Source organism: Aeromicrobium terrae (assembly GCF_008039565.1).
Classification (GTDB): Bacteria; Actinomycetota; Actinomycetes; order Propionibacteriales; family Nocardioidaceae; genus Aeromicrobium; species Aeromicrobium terrae.
Window position 1 is genome coordinate 437,257 of sequence record NZ_VDUX01000002.1, and the last position, 18,424, is coordinate 455,680.

17 protein-coding genes are annotated in these 18,424 nt (G+C 71.2%); 3 read left to right on the plus strand and 14 right to left on the minus strand.

Translation table 11 applies throughout. From position 1 onward, the window contains the following. Positions 1–8: 8 nt before the first annotated feature. From FHP06_RS05755 to FHP06_RS05785, 7 genes are all read right to left on the minus strand, one after another. On the minus strand, positions 9–818 hold the full coding sequence (locus FHP06_RS05755; RefSeq protein WP_147684660.1) for an ABC transporter permease: 810 nt from the start codon (positions 816–818) through the stop codon (positions 9–11). Beyond that, entirely contained in the window at positions 815–1,729 is a 915-nt protein-coding gene (locus tag FHP06_RS05760) for an ATP-binding cassette domain-containing protein (RefSeq protein WP_222706376.1), read from the minus strand. The genes FHP06_RS05755 and FHP06_RS05760 overlap by 4 nt, the downstream gene beginning before the upstream one ends. Before the next feature lie 19 nt (positions 1,730–1,748). After that, positions 1,749–2,933 (minus strand): ROK family protein, encoded by a 1,185-nt coding sequence (locus FHP06_RS05765; protein ID WP_147684662.1) that lies wholly within the window; start codon positions 2,931–2,933, stop codon positions 1,749–1,751. 2 nt (positions 2,934–2,935) lie between these two features. Continuing rightward, positions 2,936–4,210: a sugar ABC transporter permease gene (locus FHP06_RS05770; protein ID WP_147684664.1), complete on the minus strand. Its 1,275-nt coding sequence runs from the start codon at positions 4,208–4,210 to the stop codon at positions 2,936–2,938. Continuing rightward, positions 4,207–4,980, minus strand: a complete 774-nt coding sequence (locus tag FHP06_RS05775; protein ID WP_147684666.1) for an ATP-binding cassette domain-containing protein — start codon at positions 4,978–4,980, stop codon at positions 4,207–4,209. The genes FHP06_RS05770 and FHP06_RS05775 overlap by 4 nt, the downstream gene beginning before the upstream one ends. A gap of 70 nt (positions 4,981–5,050) precedes the next feature. Beyond that, entirely contained in the window at positions 5,051–6,133 is a 1,083-nt protein-coding gene (locus FHP06_RS05780) for a sugar ABC transporter substrate-binding protein (protein ID WP_147684668.1), read from the minus strand. Between the two features lie 126 nt (positions 6,134–6,259). Next, a complete protein-coding gene (locus tag FHP06_RS05785) occupies positions 6,260–7,438 on the minus strand; it encodes an ROK family transcriptional regulator (RefSeq protein ID WP_147684669.1) in 1,179 nt (392 codons plus the stop codon). A gap of 68 nt (positions 7,439–7,506) precedes the next feature. Here FHP06_RS05785 and xylA point away from each other — a divergent pair, with 68 nt between their 5' ends. Together xylA and xylB are read left to right on the plus strand one after the other, a co-directional pair. Next, positions 7,507–8,688, plus strand: coding sequence for a xylose isomerase (xylA, locus tag FHP06_RS05790; RefSeq protein ID WP_147684671.1), 1,182 nt, complete (start codon positions 7,507–7,509; stop codon positions 8,686–8,688). Then, positions 8,688–10,100, plus strand: a complete 1,413-nt coding sequence (xylB, locus tag FHP06_RS05795) for a xylulokinase (protein WP_330999606.1) — start codon at positions 8,688–8,690, stop codon at positions 10,098–10,100. Before xylA ends, xylB begins: the two co-directional genes overlap by 1 nt. Here the strand turns inward: xylB and FHP06_RS05800 are convergent. Beyond that, a complete protein-coding gene (locus tag FHP06_RS05800; RefSeq protein WP_147684673.1) occupies positions 10,043–10,981 on the minus strand; it encodes an aldose epimerase family protein in 939 nt (312 codons plus the stop codon). The genes xylB and FHP06_RS05800 overlap by 58 nt on opposite strands. A gap of 32 nt (positions 10,982–11,013) precedes the next feature. On the opposite strand from FHP06_RS05800, the gene FHP06_RS05805 reads away from it, so the two are divergent. After that, positions 11,014–11,847 carry a tryptophan 2,3-dioxygenase gene (locus tag FHP06_RS05805; RefSeq protein ID WP_147684675.1) on the plus strand — a complete coding sequence of 278 codons (834 nt, stop codon included), beginning with the start codon at positions 11,014–11,016 and terminating at the stop codon, positions 11,845–11,847. Here the strand turns inward: FHP06_RS05805 and FHP06_RS05810 are convergent, their stop codons facing one another. The 6 genes from FHP06_RS05810 to groL form a co-directional block, all read right to left on the minus strand. Beyond that, on the minus strand, positions 11,848–12,825 hold the full coding sequence (locus FHP06_RS05810; protein WP_147684677.1) for an ABC transporter substrate-binding protein: 978 nt from the start codon (positions 12,823–12,825) through the stop codon (positions 11,848–11,850). Positions 12,826–12,838: 13 nt separating this feature from the next. Then, positions 12,839–13,891 carry an ABC transporter permease gene (locus FHP06_RS05815; protein WP_147684679.1) on the minus strand — a complete coding sequence of 351 codons (1,053 nt, stop codon included), beginning with the start codon at positions 13,889–13,891 and terminating at the stop codon, positions 12,839–12,841. Further along, positions 13,888–14,649, minus strand: a complete 762-nt coding sequence (locus tag FHP06_RS05820; RefSeq protein WP_147684681.1) for an ATP-binding cassette domain-containing protein — start codon at positions 14,647–14,649, stop codon at positions 13,888–13,890. The genes FHP06_RS05815 and FHP06_RS05820 overlap by 4 nt, the downstream gene beginning before the upstream one ends. Continuing rightward, entirely contained in the window at positions 14,642–15,637 is a 996-nt protein-coding gene (locus tag FHP06_RS05825) for a class I mannose-6-phosphate isomerase (RefSeq protein WP_147684683.1), read from the minus strand. Before FHP06_RS05825 ends, FHP06_RS05820 begins: the two co-directional genes overlap by 8 nt. Then, positions 15,634–16,650: a LacI family DNA-binding transcriptional regulator gene (locus tag FHP06_RS05830; RefSeq protein WP_187271803.1), complete on the minus strand. Its 1,017-nt coding sequence runs from the start codon at positions 16,648–16,650 to the stop codon at positions 15,634–15,636. The genes FHP06_RS05825 and FHP06_RS05830 overlap by 4 nt, the downstream gene beginning before the upstream one ends. 130 nt (positions 16,651–16,780) lie before the next feature. Then, entirely contained in the window at positions 16,781–18,412 is a 1,632-nt protein-coding gene (gene groL / locus FHP06_RS05835) for a chaperonin GroEL (protein ID WP_147684687.1), read from the minus strand. Positions 18,413–18,424 lie beyond the last annotated feature (12 nt).

Sequence of the window (18,424 nt, forward strand, 5' to 3'; positions counted from 1 at the left end):
TCGAGATTTCAGGCGTCCCGGCGCAGGAACAAATAGCTCCCGACAGCCAGCAGCAGGGCGACGAAGGTGCCCATCACGAGACCGCCGCCGACCGGGCCGAACGGCACGACGCCGAAGATCTCGAGCAGGTCCTCCAGTGACCGGCGCGTGTACATCTGGCCGCCGGAGTCGTACGGCAGGTACTTGATCAGCCAGACGCCGCCGCCCTTGCCGGTGGGGTCGTCGGAGGCGGCGTGGATGGCGAGGATGACGGACTTGATGATGCCCTCGAGGATCGTCGGCACCAGGAGCAGCAGCGCGACGGCGGCGGTCTGGTTGCGGGTGATCGTGGCGTAGGCGAGGCCGGACAGCGAGAACAGGACCGCGAAGATCGTCGTGCCGGAGGAGATGGCGAGGACCTCGCCCCAGCCCGGCAGCTCGATGGAGAAGATCGTGGCGCTGAGCAGCGCGATCAGCACGCAGGCCAGGGCACAGGCCGCCGAGACGGCCACGATGAGCAGCACCTTCGCCGCGAGGACGGCCCACCGCTGCGGCACGGCGGTCAACGTCGCGCGGATCATCCCGTGCCGGTACTCGTGGCCCATCGAGAAGACGCCCATCAGGCCGATCACGTAGGCGATGAACAGCGGCGCGAAACCGGTGGACGCACCGATGGTGACCAGGATGGCGAAGCTGTCGGTGCCGCCGGCGTCGTCGCCCGCGAGCGCGCCGATGAGGAAGGACATCGCCAGCTGGAAGCCGAGCGCGATGCCGATGATCCAGTACGTGGAGCGGATGGTGCGCAGGCGGACCCACTCGTAGCGCAGGGCGTCCATCATGACTGGTCACCCCCGCGGAACTCCTCGTCCAGCCCGGTGGCAGCGAGGAACGCCTCCTCCAGCGACGCCTGGCGGGTGGTGAGCTGGTGCAGGCGCGCGCCGGACTCGTGCGCCGCGTCGCCGATCGCCGCGGCGTCGAGCCCCGAGACCGTGGTGGCGTCACCGGGACCGGCGACGAGCGTCGCGCCACGGGACTCGAGCTCCGGCCCGAGCGTGGCCATGTCGGGCGACACGACCTCGACGGTGCCCAACCCGCTGGAGGTGACGAAGTCGGCGACGGCGCCGTTGGCGAGCAGCTTGCCGCGGCCGATGACGACGAGCTCGTCGGCCAGGACGGCCATCTCCTGCAGCAGGTGGCTGGAGACGAAGACCGAGCGGCCTTCACCGGCGAGGTGCTTGAGGAGCTGCCGCAGCCAGGTGATGCCCTGCGGGTCGAGACCGTTGCTGGGCTCGTCGAGCAGCAGGGTGTGCGGGTCACCCAGCAGCGCCGCGGCGATGCCGAGGCGCTGTCCCATCCCGAGGCTGAACTTGCGCGGTCTGCCGCGCGCGACGGACTCCAGGCCGACGAGGCGGATGACCTCGTCGACCCGCTGCGTCGAGACGTCGTTGGCGGCGGCCAGCATCCGGAGGTGGTCGCGTGCCCGGCGCGTGGGGTGGAACGGCTTGGCCTCCAGGAGCGCGCCCACGTGCCGCATCGGGTGACGCAGCTCGCCGAACGTCCTGCCGTCGAACGTCGTGGTGCCCTGGCCGGCGTCGAGGCTGAGCATCAGCCGCATGGTCGTGGACTTGCCCGACCCGTTGGGCCCCAGGAACCCCGTGACGCTGCCCGGCTTGACCGTGAAGGAGAGGTCGTCGACCGCGCGCTTGGAGCCATAGGACTTGCCGAGCCCCCGCGCCTCGATCAGTGCCATGCCGGCAAGCCTGCCATGCTCAGGCCAGCACCCCGACGGGGTCCGCGAGCAGGGCCTCGAACGCGAGCTCGGCCGCGCCGAGCAGGACCGAGTTCTGGCCCAGTCCGGGCGTGCAGATCTTCACCATCCGGCCGGGGGCCTGCATCGCCGCGTCGTGCATCTCGCGCACGATGTCGGCGCCCACCAGCCTGTGCAGCGAGGCCAGGAAGCCGCCGAGCACGACGACCTGGGGGTTCAGCATGTTGACGATCGTCGCGAGCCCGCGGCCGACGTCGGCCGCGATGGCGTCCAGGGCGCCCGCGTCGTCGACGTAGGCGTCGAGCACCGCCCCCAAGGTGGCCACGCTGTCGGCCGGCGCGCCGATCGCGCGCGCGATCGCGTCGGCGCCGATCTTCGTCTCCCAACACCCGCGGTTGCCGCAGTGGCAGGTCAGGCCCTCGGGGTCGACGGCCATGTGGCCGACCTCCCCGGCGAACCCGCCGGCGCCGCCCAAGGGTGCGCCGCCGCTGATCACGCCGGCGCCGATGCCGACGTCACCGGAGATGTAGACGAGGTGGTCGACCCCGAGCCCCGCGCCGCGGAAGTGCTCCGCCCGGGCACCGAGGTCGGCGTCGTTGCCGAGGGCGATCGGGACGTCGCGGCCGATCCGGTCGGCGACGACCTGGGCGAACCCGACGTCGTGCCATCCCAGGTTGGGCGCGAACTGCACGATGCCCTCGGTGCGCCGGACGACGCCCGGGACGCTGACGCCGATGCCGACCAGCGGACCCCCGGGCCGCTGGTGCGTCTCCTCGACCAGCTCGGCGATCACGTCGCCGACGTCGCGCGGGTCGGGCGAGACCGGCAGCTGGCGTTGCGCCCGCTCGAGCACGCGGCCGCCGAGACCCACCCGGCCGACGACGACGCGGTCGACGCCGACGTCGATCGCGATCACGTCGGGGCCGCCCTCCACGACCTCGATCCCCGCCGACGGCCGCCCGGCCCGGGGCGCGGTCGCGACCGGGTCGGCGTGCCGGAGGACTCCCAAGGCCTCCAGCTCCGACGCGAGGTCGGCGATCGTGCTCCGGTTGAGCGCCATCGTCGTGGTCAGGTGCGCCCGGGACGTGCGCCCGACCTGGTGCACGGAGCGCAGCATCGTGGCCAGGTTGTGCCGCCGCACGGCCTCCTGGTTCGTGCCGGTGCCCGCGCGGGTGGAGACCGGCATGATCAGCCCACGCCGGCCGCGGACCGACGACGCCGCGACACCGCGTCGACGCCGGCGGCGAGGAGCAGCACCCCTCCAGTCACCACGAAGTTGATCCAGCTGGCCTGGTTCAGCAGGCCGAGGCCGTTGGCGATGGTCGCGATGACGACGCCGCCGATGACGGCGTCGCTCGGCTTGCCCTTGCCGCCGAAGAGGCTGGTGCCGCCGATGACGGCCGCCCCGACGGCGTACAGCAGGGTGTTGCCGCCGCCGGAGGAGGCCGAGACCTTGCCGGCGTAGGACGACGCGATGATGCCGCTGACGGCCGCCATCGAGGTGCAGATCACGAACACCGACACCCGGATCCGGTCGACGTTGATGCCGGCGCGTCGGGCCGCCTCGCGGTTGCCACCGACGGCGTAGACGTGACGGCCGTAGCGGGTGCGGTTGAAGACGAAGGTCCAGAACACGAGCAGCACCGCCACGAGCGGCAGCACGTAGGGAATGCCCTCGATCGGGAAGTTGGGGTTGCGGCTGCGGTTCACGTTGAGCACTGCCGTGACGGTGATCGCGATCGCCGCGATGCCCGCGATCTTGATGAGCACGACGCTCAGCGGCGCGTGCTGGAGTCCGCGGCTGACCTGGATCCGGTGACGGCGCAGCGAGACCGCGGCGTACCCGATCGACAGCACGACGGCCAGGATCCAGCCGGCCGCGACCGACATGTTGTCGATCGTGATGCCGCGGATCACGTCGTCGGCCACGCGGACGGAGCCGCCCTCACCGATCATCTTGAGGATGACGCCCTGCAGCCCGAGGAAGAACGCGAGCGTCACGACGAACGAGGGGATGCCCAGCTTCGCCACGAACAGGCCGATGACGAAGCCCATGACGGCGCCGGCGAGCACACCGGCCGCGACCGCGACGGCCCAGTTGAGGTCGTGGTCCACGATCGCGAGGGCGGTGATCGCCGCCGACAGACCGCCCGCGACGCCCGCGGAGAGGTCGATGTCGCCCAGCAGCAGGACGGGCACGAGACCCATCGCGAGCACGCAGATGGCGCCCGCCTGCGTGATCAGGTTGGCGAGGTTCAGGGCGATGAGGAATCGGTCGCTGGCGATGCTGAACACCACGAACAGGACCGCGAGGCCGAGGACGGCGGGCAGCGAGCCCATGTCGCCGCCGCGGATGCGGTTGCGGTACGCCTGGACGGCCTCACCCAGGCCGGCGGCCTGGTGCGCGTCGATGGCGAAGTCGGAGTCCGCGAGCTCGGGCTCGGGAGCGGATGTCTGCGTCATGCGATGGCCCCTGAGGAGGTGATGCCGAGGTCCCCGGAGCGTCCGGCGGTGATGAGCTCGACGACCTGGCTGTGGGTGACGTCCTTCGCGGCGACGTCGGCCGCGACGCGTCCGAGGTACAGCGCGGTGATGCGGTCGGCGACCTCGAGGACGTCGTTCATGTTGTGCGAGATGAGGACGACGCCGAGACCTTGGTCGGCCAGGCGTCGGACCAGGTCGAGGACCTGGCGGGTCTGGGCGACGCCGAGCGCCGCCGTGGGCTCGTCCAGCAGGACGACCTTGGAGTTCCAGAGGACCGACTTGGCGATCGCGACCGTCTGGCGCTGACCGCCGGACAGGCTGGCGACGCTCTGCCGGACCGACTTCACGGTGCGCACGGACAGCGACGCGAGCGTCTCGCGGGCCCGCGCCTCCATCGACGCCTCGTCGAGGATGAAGCCGTTGCGCTTCTCGCGGCCCAGGAACATGTTCTGGACGATGTCGAGGTTGTCGCAGAGGGCGAGGTCCTGGTAGACGACCTCGATGCCCAGGTCGGACGCGTCCTTCGGGTTGGACACGTGGACCGGGCGGCCCTCGAAGAAGCTCTCGCCGGAGTCGGCGCCGTAGATGCCGGCGACGACCTTCACCAGCGTCGACTTGCCGGCACCGTTGTCGCCGACCAGTGCGGTGACCTGGCCCGGCCACACCGCGAAGTCGACGTCGTGCAGCACGTGCACCGCGCCGAAGCTCTTGTTGATGCCGCGCAGCTCGAGCAGCGGGGTCTCGCTCATGCTCGTCCCTTCATGTCGGACGACCAGGGCTCGGTGGCGGTCCCCCGAGGGACCGCCACCGAGCATCCGGTCAGGAGATGCCGGCGTCTGCGCAGAGCTTCTCGAACGAGCCCGTGCAGATGTCCGACGCCTTGGCGCCGCCGTCGTCGACCACGTCCTTGACGTTGTCCTTGGTGATCGACTTCGGGGTCAGGAGGATGGACGGAACCTGACGGTTGCCGGTCTTGTCCTCGGTGGTGCCGTTGGTGTCGGCCTTCTCACCCTTCGCGAGGGCGATCGCGGCGTCGGCGAGCGCGCCCGCCTCTTCCTTGGCGGACTTGTAGACCGACATGCACTGCGTGCCGGCGAGGATGTTCTGCAGACCCTCGACCGTCGCGTCCTGGCCCGTCACCGGGACCTTCCCGTCCTGCCCGTTCTTCTGCAGGATCGAGATGACCGAGCCGGCCAGTCCGTCGTTGGCGGCGTAGACGCCCTGCACGTCACCGTCGACCTTCGTGTACAGCTGCTCGAAGATCGTCACGGCCTTCTCGTTGTCCCAGTCCGGCACGGCCTGCTCGCCGACCTTCTTGTAGGCGCTGACCTTGTCGAGGACGGAGTGCGCACCCTGGCTGAACAGCGTCGCGTTGTTGTCCGTCGGCGAGCCGTTCAGGTAGATGATGTTGGCGTCCTTGCCGGCGAGGCACTTGTCGAGCCCCTGGCCCTGCAGCTCGCCGACCTTGGTGTTGTCGAACGAGACGTAGTAGTCGGCCGAGCCGCCGAGCGTGAGGCGGTCGTAGTCGATGGTCTTGACGCCCTGCTTGCCGGCCTTCTCCTCGATGGAGGCGCCGGAGTCGGAGTCGAGGTTGACGATGGCGAGGACGGTGACGCCGTCCGCGATCATGCTGTCCGCGATCGTCGCCATCTTGTCGGCGTCGCCCTCGGCGTTCTGGATGTCGTAGTCGACACCGGCGGCCTTGAAGGCTGCCTCGAGTGCCGGCCGGTCTGCGCTCTCCCAACGGACGGACGACTTGGTGTCCGGGAGGATGACGCCGATCTTGCCCTCGGCCTTCTTGCCGGAGTCCCCGCTGCCTCCGTCGGAGTCGCTGCCACAGCCTGCGAGCGTCAGAGAGAGCCCCAGGACTGCCGCCGTGATCATGCCTAGCGTTCGCTTCACGCGAATCGCCTCCTGTTCCGGTTTCTGCGACCAGGCCCCCTGACCGCCGCGTTTGTTGTTCGGGACAACATATGGGGGTGACAGGGGTCACGTCCAGTGTTTCGCGCAGATTTCCCAGAAGATCATTCAGAGCCAGGCGGACGGCTGCCGGATGACGTTCTCGAGAACGCGGTAGGCCGCGCCGTCGGCGGGCGAGGCCGGGGTGTCCCCGGCCGCCCGCAGCTGGACCGGGGCCCATCGCGCCCCCAGCACGCGGGCGCCGAGCTGCTCGCCGAGGGTGTGGCTGAGGGCCGGCTCGAGGCGTCCGAGGTGACCGCCGAGCACCACCGAGGAGATGCCCACGACGTTCACGACGCTTCCGAGCGCGACGCTCAGGGCCCGCGTCAGGTCCCGGACGGCGGCGGCGCACCGGTGGTCGCCGGCGAGTGCCCGGTCGCCGATCGTGTCGACGTCGGACGGCGCGACCCCGGCCGCGCGCGCCAGGGCCTCGCGGCCCGCGTAGCGCTCCAGGCAGCCCCGCGACCCGCATCGGCAGGCCGGCCCGTCCGGGTCGACGCAGACGTGGCCGATCTCGCCGGCGCCGCCGTGCTCCCCCACCACGACGCGGCCGCGCGACACGATGGCGCCGCCGACGCCGACCGTGCCGGAGACGAACAGGAAGTCGGGCCAGGTGCCCATCCGTCCGGGGGCGTCGTGGAGGACGGTCAGCGCGGAGAGGTCGGCCTCGTTGCCGGCCTCGGCCAGGTGCCCGGCGGACCCGAGCGGTCCGATGGCGTCGACGAGGTCGAGGTTCGACCAGCCGAGGTTCGGGGCGCGGACCAGCGTGCGTCCGTCCGCGACGACGCCGGGGATGGCGAGCGCGGCACCGACCACGCGGACCGACACCTGCTCGAGGGCCTGCTCGGCCGTCTCGCGGACCAGCGCGAGCCCGCCCTCCTGGTCGAGGGCTCCGAGGTCGACGTCCTGCCGCACCTCGGCGACGACCTCGCCGCGCAGGGTCAGGACGCGAGCGACGACGCGGTCGATGTCGGCCACCAGGCCGAGGGCGCACAGCCCGGCGCCCGGGAGGAGCAGCTTGGCGGGACGTCCGCGGCGCGGCTCGACCGGGTCGATCTCGTCGACGAGACCACCGTCGACGAGCTCGTCGACGAGGCGGGTGGCGGTCGCCCGCGTCACCATGAGCTGCGTGGCGAGGTCCGCCCGCGACGGCGGGGCGTCCGCGGCACAGACGGCCTGGAGCACGGTCGCGAGATTGGTCTCGCGCAGGGTGTGCTGCCCGACCGCAGAACCCGTGGTCACCGCCATGGCCGTTGACAGTACTGCAGGAAGGCTCTTATGTTCTACCATCAAACATAATTTTCTAGGAGCCCCGCATGACCGTCCGTCCGCCCCGTCCCGACGACAAGTTCTCCTTCGGCCTCTGGACGGTCGGCTGGATCGGCGTCGACCCGTTCGGCACCGCGACCCGGTCCCCGCTCACGCCGCGTGAGTACACCGAGAAGCTGGCCGAGCTCGGCGCCTGGGGCATCACGTTCCACGACGACGACGTCGTCCCGTTCGGCGCCGACGACGCCACCCGGGAGAAGGCGCTGCGCGACGTCAAGGACGCCGCCGACGGTGCCGGACTCGTCATCGAGATGGTCACCACCAACACGTTCACGCACCCGGTCTTCAAGGACGGCGGGCTGACCGCGAACGACCGTTCCGTCCGCCGGTTCGGCCTCCGCAAGATCCTGCGCAACGTCGACGTCGCCGCCGAGATGGGCGCGACCACGTTCGTCATGTGGGGCGGTCGCGAGGGCAGCGAGTACGACGGCTCGAAGGACGTCTACGCCGCGCACGAGCGCTACAAGGAGGGTCTCGACACGATCGCGGGCTACATCAAGGAGAAGGGCTACGACCTGCGCATCGGCCTGGAGCCCAAGCCGAACGAGCCCCGCGGCGACATCTTCCTGCCGACGGTCGGCCACGCCCTGGCCCTGATCTCCGAGCTCGAGCACGGCGACATCGTCGGCCTGAACCCCGAGACCGGCCACGAGCAGATGGCGAACCTCAACTACACGCACACGCTCGGCCAGGCGCTGTGGCACGGCAAGCTCTTCCACATCGACCTGAACGGCCAGCGCGGCCTGAAGTACGACCAGGACCTGGTGTTCGGCCACGGCGACCTGATGTCCGCGTTCTTCACCGTCGACCTGCTCGAGAACGGCTTCCCGGGCTACCCGGACGGCCCGCGCTACGAAGGACCGCGCCACTTCGACTACAAGCCGTCGCGCACCGAGGGCATGGAGGGCGTGTGGGCGTCCGCGGCCGCGAACATGGCCACCTACATCGCGCTCGCCGAGAAGGCCAAGGCGTTCCGTGCGGACCCGCGCGTCCAGGAGGCGATGACGGCGGCCGGCGTCCTCGAGCTCGCCCAGCCGACGCTCGCCGAGGGCGAGACCGCGGCCAGCATCCTGGCCGACGACGAGGGCTTCGACCCGGACGTCGCCGCGCAGCGGAACGGCGGCTTCGTGGCGCTGCAGCAGCTCGCCGTCGAGCACCTCATCGGCTGATGCTCGTCGCCGGCGTCGACTCCTCGACGCAGTCCTGCAAGGTGCTCGTCGTCGACGCGGACGACGGGACGGTCGTGCGGTCCGGGTCGGCGAAGCACCCCGCCGGCACCGAGGTCGATCCCGAGGCGTGGTGGACGGCCCTGCAAGAAGCCATCGAGGCCGCCGGCGGACTCGACGACGTCGAGGCCGTGTCGGTGGGCGGGCAGCAGCACGGGATGGTCGCCCTCGACGCCGACGGCCAGGTCGTCCGGCCGGCCCTGCTCTGGAACGACACCAGGTCGGCCCGGGCGGCGTCCGACCTCGTCGACGAGCTCGGTCCCGAGGAGTGGGCGCAGGCGACCGGCAGCGTCCTGGTGGCGTCGTTCACCGTCACGAAGCTGCGGTGGCTCGCCGACCACGAGCCGGACAACGCCGCGCGCGTCGCAGCCGTCGCCCTCCCCCACGACTGGCTGACCTGGCGGCTGCGCGGCACGGGCCGCCTCGCCGACCTGGTGACCGACCGGTCGGACGCGTCCGGCACGGGCTACTTCGACGCCGTCGCCGGTGAGTACCGTCGCGACCTGCTCGCCCGAGCGCTGCGACGCGACGCCGACGACGTCGTGCTGCCGACCGTCCTGGACCCGTCAGCCTCGGTCGACGGGCCGGGCCTCGCCCTCGGCCCTGGCTGCGGCGACAACGCGGGCGCGGCGCTCGGCCTCGGGCTGCGACCCGGCGAGACCTCGTTCTCGATCGGCACCTCGGGAGTCGTCGCCGCCGTGTCCACGACGCCCACCCACGACGCCTCCGGCCTCATCGCCGGTTTCGCGGACGCCACCGGCCACTACCTCCCGCTGGCCGCCACGCTGAACGGCGCGCGTGTGCTCGACATGATGGCCGCGCTGCTGCAGGTCGACCACGCCGGACTCGACGCGCTGGCCCTCGCCGCCGAGCCCGGCGCCGCCGGCATCGTCCACGTCCCGTACCTGGAGGGTGAGCGGACGCCCAACCGCCCGGACGCCACCGGCAGTCTCGCCGGTCTGACCCTGGCCGGCACGACGCGGGAGAACCTCGCGCGGGCCGCCGTCGAGGGGCTCTGGTGCCTGCTGGCCGACGCCCTCGACGCGATGCGGGACCAGGGCGTGGAGGTCACCAGCGCCCAGCTGGTCGGCGGCGGCGCCAGGTCGCGGGCCGTCCGCGAGATCGGCCCGACGGTGCTCGGCATCGACGTCGTCGTGCCGGAGCCGGCCGAGTACGTCGCGCTAGGGGCCGCCCGCCAGGCGGCGTGGGTCGCCGTCGGGACCGACGACGCACCGCAGTGGCCGGCCGCATCCGCGGTGACGATGACCGGCGAGCACCACCCCGAGGTGCTCGAGCGCTACCGCGCCGCGACCGCCGGCGTGCTCGACCAGCGCCAGACCACCCGCGAGGAATAGACCTCGCCCGGCCACAGCACCGCGGCCGCGCCCGGCCGGTTCGGCCCGTCCGGCTCGCGCTGCACCTCCAGCGCGACGCCGCCGAGCGCCCCGTCGGTGAACACCTGCAGCGCCGGCTGGTCGCCCTCGACGACGACGGTCCCGTCCGCGCCCTCGAGCCGAGCCATCGGCCGCAGTCCGTCGCCGTCGACCAGGTACGCGAGGTCCAGACCCGCACCCGGCGGGACCGGCAGGCCGTCGCGGGCGTCGACCCCTGAGCCGTCGACCGGCTCCGAGCCTGGCAACGCGACGGAGTCCTCGTCGGGCCGGATCCAGCGCTGGGCCGCGACGGTGAGCACGGGGCCGGCGCCGACGTCGAAGTACGGGTGGCTGCCGAGACCCACCACGGTCGGCGCGTCGGTCTCGGCGCTCAGCTCGACGGTGACGACCTCGGGCGCCAGCCGGTACGTGACCGAGGCACGCAGGGTGCCGGGAAATCCCTGGTCGCCGTCCGGGCTGACCAGGCTCAGCCGGACCCTGTCCTCGGCGACGTCGTCGACCTGCCAGGTCCGCGCGTCGAACCCGTCCGGCCCGCCGTGCAGGGTGTGCGGTCCGTCGTTGGTGACGAGTCGGTGCTCGGTCCCGTCGAGCTCGAACCGGCCGTCGCGGATCCGGCTCAGGTAGCGGCCACCGACGACGCCCGCGTAGACGCGCCGCTGTCGCCACCGCTCCGCGACGTCGCCGTCGAGCCCGACGACCACGCTGCGTCCGGAGCCGGACGGGACCCAGGCGTCGACCGTGGCCCCGAGGTCGAGGACGTCGAGACGCGCGTCGCCGCTGCGGAGGCGGACCCGGCGCACCGCCCGTCCGTCCGGCAGCCGGCCGGCGTCCTCGATGTCCACGCGCGCAGGCTACGCCAGATACGTTGACGAGCATGACGTCCTACCGACCGATCGAGGAGGGTGTCGCCACCGACCTGCGGGGCGAGCTCACCTACGCGAGCTACCTGCGGCTGGACGAGCTGCTGTCGGCGCAGCAACCGGTGTCGGACCACCACGACGAGATGTTGTTCATCGTCCAGCACCAGGTCACCGAGCTGTGGCTCAAGCAGCTGATCCACGAGCTCCGCTCGGCCATCGCGCTGCTCGGCGCGGACGACGGCGCACCCGCGCTCAAGCGGCTGGCACGGGTCAAGGCCATCCAGAAGCAGATGTTCGAGCAGTGGTCGGTGCTCGAGACCCTCACGCCGGTCGAGTACCTGCAGTTCCGCGACCAGCTCGGCCGGGCGTCCGGGTTCCAGTCGCCCCAGTACCGGACCGTGGAGTTCCTGCTCGGCAACAAGAACCCGGCGATGATCGAGGTCTTCGCCCACGACGACGCGCTGCACGACCAGCTGGCCGCCGACCTCGCCGGCCCGAGCCTCTACGACGCCTTCCTGGCGCACCTGGCGCGGCAGGGTCACGACGTCCCGGCCGACGTCCTCGAACGCGACTTCTCCCAGCCGTACGAGGCGCACCCCGGCGTGGTCGAGGTCTTCCGCCGCGTCTACGCCGCCCCCGACGAGTTCTGGGAGGCGTACGAGACGTGCGAGGAGCTCGTCGACGTCGAGGAGGGGTTCCAGCTCTGGCGGTTCCGCCACCTCAAGACCGTCGAACGGATCATCGGCCACAAGCGCGGCACCGGCGGGTCGAGCGGCGTCGGGTTCCTCCGACGCGCGCTCGACCTCACCTTCTTCCCCGAGCTCCTCGAGGTGCGGACCGAGCTCTGATCAGCAGGAGGACTGGTAGACGGCGTCCTTGGCGTCGCCGTCCACGTTGTCCTTCGTGATGATCGTCGACCCGGTCTGGATCGTCTTCTTCGTCGACTTCCCGTCCAGCGCCGCGATGGCCTGCTGGACGCCGTCGGAGCCGATCACGTCGGGCTGCTGGGCGATCAGCGCCTGCACGGTGCCGTCCCGCAGCTGCTTGACCTGGGCCGGGCCCGCGTCGAACCCGACCACGTTGACCTTGCCCTGCTTGCCGGCCTGACGGATGCCGGTCGCGCTCCCCTCCGCGGAGAACACGTTCGTGGCGAAGATGCCGACGATGTCCGGGTCCTTCTGCAGCGCGGCGGTGACGATCTTGGCCGCCTGCGTCGGCTCGTTGTGGCTGTACTGCACGCCGAGGAACTGGAACGACGAGTCCTTCGCGGCCGCGTCCTTGAAGCCCTTCGCGCGCGCGTCCACGGTCGAGACGCCCGGGTCGGTGGAGACCACGAGCACCTTGCCGCCGTCCGGCGCCAGCTCCTTGATCGCCTCGAAGGCCGCCGCGCCGCCGCCCTCGTTGTCCGACGAGATCTGCGAGACCGCGAACGACGGGTCGTTCACGGTGGTGTCGACGAGCACGACCTTGATGCCGGCGTCGGACGCCGCCTTCAGCGGGGCCTGCATGGCCGAGACGTCGGTCGGGGCGACCAGGATCGCGTCCGGCCGGCTCGCGACGACCGAGTCGACGATCGGCTTCTGCTGCGTCGGGTCGAACTTCTCCGGTCCCTGGGTGGTGACCTTGGCGCCGAGCTTCTTCGCCTCGGCCTCGATCCCGCACTGCATGGTGATGTAGAACTCGTCGCCCGAGACGCCCTGGATGAAGGCGATCTTCTTGGAGTCCGAGCCGCCGCCCCCACCGTCCGAGCTGCCGCACGCGGCGAGCGACCCGACGGCGAGCGCCACGGCCGCAGCGGCGGCGAGGCCTCGTGATGTGCGCTTCATGCGTCCTTCTCCTTCACTCCTCGTTCGAGGTGCTCTCCCTGCCCCGGAGCCGGGACAGGACGTTGGTGCGCCCACCGCGTTGGGCGGCGGCGCGACGCAGCTGGTCGACGTAGACGGCGACGATCAGGACGGCACCGACGGCGACCTGCTGCCAGAACGGCTGGATGCCGACGATGATGAATCCGTTCTGCAGGACCGCCGGGATGAACAGGCCGACGACCGTGCCGAAGATCGTGCCGACGCCGCCGAACAGCGACGTGCCGCCGATGACCACGGCGGCGATGACGTTCAGGTTGGTCTGCGACTGCCCGGCGATCGCGGTCGTCGCGAACTGGGCGAGCGACAGGATCCCGGCCACGCCGGCGAGGCCGCCGGAGATGGCGTAGACGGCGATGAGGTGGCGGTCGACCTTCAGGCCGACGCGACGGGCGGCCTCCTCGTTGGAGCCGATGGCGTACGTGTGGCGGCCGAACCGGGTGAGGTGCAGGACGACGCCGCCGACGACGAGGAAGACCAGGGCGATCCCTGCAAGCATCGGCACGTCGCCGAACGCGTTGCCGTAGCCGATCTTGCTCTGCATCACGAGCGGGACCTCGCGGATGTCGACGCCCTTGGTGATGATCTGCGCCAGCCCGAGAGCCATGCCGAGCGTGCCCAGGGTGACGATCAGCGGCGGGATCTTGGCCTTGGCGACCAGCACGCCGTTGACCAGGCCCCAGGCCAGACCGGCCGCGACGGACGCCGCGATGCCGAGCCACGCCGTGCCCCAGCCGTCGCCGCCCTGGGCGACCATGACCTTCGCGCCGATGACGCCGGAGAACACCATCACCGAGCCGATCGACAGGTCGATGCCCGCAGTGATGATCACGAACGTCATGCCGACGCCGAGGATCGCGAGGATGGCCGCGTTCTGCGCGACGAGCCGCATGTTGCCGACGGTGGCGAACCGGTCGCCCTCGAGGATCGCGAAGACGACCCAGATGGCGATCAGCACGAGCAGGATCTGGAACGCCTGCACGCGCACGATCCGCGTCGTGATGGACGTGGGCGGTGCCTGGACGCTCATGCTGCTTCCCCGTTCACGCCGGTCATGGCGCCGACCAGCTCCTCCATCGACGTCTGCGCGGTCTCGAACGTCGCGACCCGGCGTCCCATGCGGAGCACCTGCACGCGGTCGGAGACCTCGATGACGTGCGGCATCGAGTGGCTGATGAACACCACCGCGACGCCGTGGTCGCGGACGCGCCGGATGGTGTCCAGCACGTTGGCCGTCTGCCGCACCCCTAGGGCGGCCGTCGGCTCGTCGAGGAACACCACGCGGTTGGCCCAGTGCACGGCGCGCGCGATCGCGATCGCCTGCCGCTGCCCGCCGGACATCGAGCCGACGGGCACGTTCAGGTCCGTGACGGTGGCGCCGAGCAGGTCGAAGGCCTCCTGCGCGCCGACGCGCATCTGCTTGGCGTCCATGAAGCCGAGGGCGCCGAGGACGCCCGGCCGCATCACCTCGCGGCCGAGGAACATGTTCGCCACCGGGTCGAGATGCGGCGCCAGCGCGAGGTCCTGGTAGACGGTCTCGATGCCGAGGCCGCTGGCCACCGTCGGGGTCTCGATCGCGACCGGCTTCCCGTCGAAGCGGATCTCCCCGCTGTCCACGGCGAGGTTGCCGGACAGCGCCTTCACCAGCGTCGACTTGCCGGCGCCGTTGTCGCCGATCAGCGCGACGACCTCGCCCGGGCGCACGTCGAAGTCGGCGCCGTCCAGCGCCGTGACGTGCCCGAACCGGCGCGACAGGCCGCGCGCCTCGAGGATGGGCTGCTCAGACATGCATCTCCTTCCAGCTCGCCGCCGGCCGGGCGACGAGCGCGCGGACGTCTCCGCGCAACGACCAGTCGCCGGCCGCTGCGGGAACGACCAGCACTCCCCCGCGGCCCAGCGCGGTGGTGCCGTCGGCCGTGACGACCTCCCCGTCCCCGTCGAGCGCGACCACCGCGGCGAACCCGGCGTCGACCGAGCCCCGTTCCAGGAGGTCGAGGCGGAAGAAGTCGTCCGCCGCCTCGGGGAGGACCGACGAACCGCGCCGGTCGCCCTCGTGGAGCACCAGCCGGTCGAGCGCGTCCGGCGTCGTGCCGCGGGTGTCCAGCGCCTCGAGGGCGAGGTCCATGCCCAGGCCGAGGTGCGAGTCCTCGGGACCGGACGTCGTGATCGACCACTCCAGGACGATCGAGAAGTCGGTCGGCTCCTGGACCTCCACCACGAAGACGCCGGCGCCGATCGAGTGGGCCAACCCGGCGGGCACGAGCACGCCGTCGCCGGGGCGGACCTCGACCCGGTTGAGGTGGTCCAGCATCCAGTCGCCGTCCTGCGCGTCGCGACGGCGGGCGACCTCGACGGGGTCGACGTCCTCGCGCCACCCCAGGTGCACCGCGGCGCCCTCGTCGACGTCCAGGACGTACCAGGCCTCGGTCTTGCCGTAGGGGCAGTCCAGGTGGTCCGACGCGAACCGGCGGTCCGGGTGCAGGTGCACCGGGAGCCGCTGGCCGGCGTCGAGCAGCTTCACGAGGATGCCGGTGTCGCTGCCGCGATCGACACCGGTCCAGGCGACCGGGTCCGCCGCGATCACGTCGCGCAGGACGTCGCCGTCGACGGTGCGGGCGAGGCCCAGTCCGCTGCCGTCGGCACGGGTCACCGTCGCGGCGATCCACTCCTCCGGCTGATGGTCCGACGTCGCCTCGATGCCGCGCAGGTCGGCGATCCGCGCACCGCCGGCGTAGTAGTGCTCGACCAGGTTGGGAGCGAGGGTGACGGGCTTCATGCGGGCTCCAGCTCCCCCGAGCCGCGCGCGACGAGCTCGGTGTCGACGATGATCTCGAGCGGGTGCTCGTCCGGGCGGTCGTGCTCGCGGGCGTCGAGGTGGGCGATGACCCGCTCCGTGGCCGCGACCCCGATGCCGTGCGGGTCCTGGTTCACGCAGGTGATGGCCGGCGTGAGCGTCGTGGCCATCGGGAAGTCGCCGAAGCTGATCATCGCGACGTCGGTGCGGCCGGCGACGTGGAGCGCGTGGACCGCGCCCATCGCGGCGCGCGGGTTCGCCGCGAACACGGCCGTCGGCGGCTCCGGTGCGGCCAGCAGGCGGGTGACGACGTCGAACGCCTCGTCCTCGTCGCCGCTACCTTCGGGGAACCAGGACGGGTCGGGCTCGACGTCGACCGCGGCGAGCGCGTCGCGGTAGCCGAGCAGACGATGGGCCGTGGTCGGGAAGTGCACGTCGTTGCCGACGAACGCGATGCGCCGGTGGCCGCGCTCGGTGAGGTGGTCCACCGCCTGCCGGGTCAGCCCGCGGTCGTCGACGGCGACGATGTCGTAGCCGCCGATCTCGACCTGCCGGTCGACCATGACGATCGGCAACGTCGCGCGGAAGCGCTCGAGGTAGGAGTGGTCGCCGGTGACGGGCGCGAGGATCAGGGCGCGGACGCGCTGCATCGCCATCCGCTCGACCTGCTGGCGCTCACGCTCCGGGTCGGAGCCGGTGCTGCCGAAGATCACCGTCATGCCGGCGTCGAGCGCCCGAGCCTCGACAGCGCTCATCAGCTCGGCGAAGAACGGGTCGGCGATGGAGTCCATCACCACGCCGATCGTGTCGCCGCCGCCGGACTTCAGGGACCGCGCGAACGAGTTCGGCACGTAGTGCAGCTCGGCGATCGAGGCCGCGACCCGGGTGCGCACCTCCTCGCTCACGGACGCCTCATGGTTGACCACCCGGGAGACCGTCTTGATGCTCACGCCGGCGTGCGAGGCGACGTCGTGCAGCGTGGGTCGGCGAGCCATGCGGGCCATCGTGCGCAGCCGCTGACAACGTTGTCAAGGACTTTCTGACAACGTTGTCACCACCTGCGGTTTTGTGGTGGACGCACGAAGGCCCCGGCCGGAGCCGGGGCCTTCGCGATGTACCTGTGGGTCAGAAGCCCATGCCGCCCATGTCGCCCATGTCGGGAGCGCCACCGCCGGCCGGAGCGGGCTCCGGCTTGTCGGCGACGACGGCCTCCGTGGTGAGGAACAGGGCCGCGATGGACGCCGCGTTCTGCAGCGCCGAGCGGGTGACCTTGGCCGGGTCGATGATGCCCTCGGCGATCAGGTCGACGTACTCGCCCGTGGCGGCGTTCAGGCCGTGACCGGCGTCGAGGCCGGCGACCTTCTCCGCCACGACGCCGCCCTCGAGGCCGGCGTTCACGGCGATCTGCTTCAGCGGGGCCGAGGCAGCGGCCTTGACGATCGCGGCGCCGGTGGCCTCGTCGCCCTCGAGCTGCAGCTTCTCGAACGCCGCGGCGGTGGCCTGGACGAGCGCCACGCCGCCACCGGCGACGATGCCCTCCTCGACGGCAGCCTTCGCGTTGCGGACGGCGTCCTCGATGCGGTGCTTGCGCTCCTTGAGCTCGACCTCGGTGGCCGCGCCGACCTTGATGACGGCCACGCCGCCGGCCAGCTTCGCCAGGCGCTCCTGCAGCTTCTCGCGGTCGTAGTCGGAGTCGCTGTTCTCGATCTCGGCGCGGATCTGGTTGACCCGGCCGGTGATCTGCTCCTGCGAGCCGCCGCCCTCGACGATGGTGGTCTCGTCCTTGGTGGTGACGACCTTGCGGGCCGTGCCGAGCAGGGAGATGTCGGCGTTCTCGAGCTTGAGACCGACCTCCTCGCTGATGACCTCACCGCCGGTGAGGATCGCGATGTCGGCCAGCATGGCCTTGCGGCGGTCGCCGAAGCCCGGGGCCTTGATGGCGACGGACTTGAAGGTGCCGCGCATCTTGTTCACGATCAGCGTCGCGAGCGCCTCGCCCTCGACGTCCTCGGCGATGATGACCAGCGGCTTGCCCGACTGCATGACCTTCTCGAGCACCGGCACGAGGTCCTTCACCGAGCTGATCTTGGAGTTCACGATGAGGATGTACGGGTCCTCGAGCACGGTCTCCATGCGCTCGGGGTCGGTGACGAAGTAGCCCGACAGGTGGCCCTTGTCGAACCGCATGCCCTCGGTGAGCTCGAGGTCGAGGCCGAACGTGTTCGACTCCTCGACGGTGATGACGCCTTCCTTGCCGACCTTGTCCATGGCCTCGGCGATGATCTCGCCGACGGTCGGGTCAGCGGCCGAGATGGACGCGGTGGAGGCGATCTGCTCCTTCGTCTCGACGTCCTTGGCCAGGCCCAGCAGCTGGCTGCTGATGGCCTCGACGGCCGTCTCGATGCCCTTCTTCAGGCCCATCGGGTTGGCGCCGGCGGCGACGTTGCGCAGGCCCTCACGCACGAGCGCCTGGGCGAGCACGGTGGCGGTGGTGGTGCCGTCGCCCGCGACGTCGTCGGTCTTCTTGGCGACCTCCTTGACGAGCTCGGCACCGATCTTCTCGTAGGGGTCCTCGAGCTCGATCTCCTTGGCGATCGACACGCCGTCGTTGGTGATCGTGGGAGCTCCCCACTTCTTCTCGAGGACCACGTTGCGGCCCTTGGGGCCGAGGGTGACCTTCACGGCGTCGGCGAGCTGGTTCATGCCCCGCTCGAGCCCACGCCGGGCTTCCTCGTTGAACGCAATGGACTTTGCCATGGGTGGATGTCT

Coding starts and splice junctions, on each gene's coding strand:
- FHP06_RS05755 (WP_147684660.1), bottom strand. CDS start 818: ATGATGGACGCCCTGCGCTACGAGTGGGTCCGCCTGCGCACCATCCGC.
- FHP06_RS05760 (WP_222706376.1), bottom strand. CDS start 1,729: ATGGCACTGATCGAGGCGCGGGGGCTCGGCAAGTCCTATGGCTCCAAG.
- FHP06_RS05765 (WP_147684662.1), bottom strand. CDS start 2,933: ATGCCGGTCTCCACCCGCGCGGGCACCGGCACGAACCAGGAGGCCGTG.
- FHP06_RS05770 (WP_147684664.1), bottom strand. CDS start 4,210: ATGACGCAGACATCCGCTCCCGAGCCCGAGCTCGCGGACTCCGACTTC.
- FHP06_RS05775 (WP_147684666.1), bottom strand. CDS start 4,980: ATGAGCGAGACCCCGCTGCTCGAGCTGCGCGGCATCAACAAGAGCTTC.
- FHP06_RS05785 (WP_147684669.1), bottom strand. CDS start 7,438: ATGGCGGTGACCACGGGTTCTGCGGTCGGGCAGCACACCCTGCGCGAG.
- xylA (WP_147684671.1), top strand. CDS start 7,507: ATGACCGTCCGTCCGCCCCGTCCCGACGACAAGTTCTCCTTCGGCCTC.
- xylB (WP_330999606.1), top strand. CDS start 8,688: ATGCTCGTCGCCGGCGTCGACTCCTCGACGCAGTCCTGCAAGGTGCTC.
- FHP06_RS05805 (WP_147684675.1), top strand. CDS start 11,014: ATGACGTCCTACCGACCGATCGAGGAGGGTGTCGCCACCGACCTGCGG.
- FHP06_RS05810 (WP_147684677.1), bottom strand. CDS start 12,825: ATGAAGCGCACATCACGAGGCCTCGCCGCCGCTGCGGCCGTGGCGCTC.
- FHP06_RS05815 (WP_147684679.1), bottom strand. CDS start 13,891: ATGAGCGTCCAGGCACCGCCCACGTCCATCACGACGCGGATCGTGCGC.
- FHP06_RS05820 (WP_147684681.1), bottom strand. CDS start 14,649: ATGTCTGAGCAGCCCATCCTCGAGGCGCGCGGCCTGTCGCGCCGGTTC.
- FHP06_RS05825 (WP_147684683.1), bottom strand. CDS start 15,637: ATGAAGCCCGTCACCCTCGCTCCCAACCTGGTCGAGCACTACTACGCC.
- FHP06_RS05830 (WP_187271803.1), bottom strand. CDS start 16,650: ATGGCTCGCCGACCCACGCTGCACGACGTCGCCTCGCACGCCGGCGTG.
- groL (WP_147684687.1), bottom strand. CDS start 18,412: ATGGCAAAGTCCATTGCGTTCAACGAGGAAGCCCGGCGTGGGCTCGAG.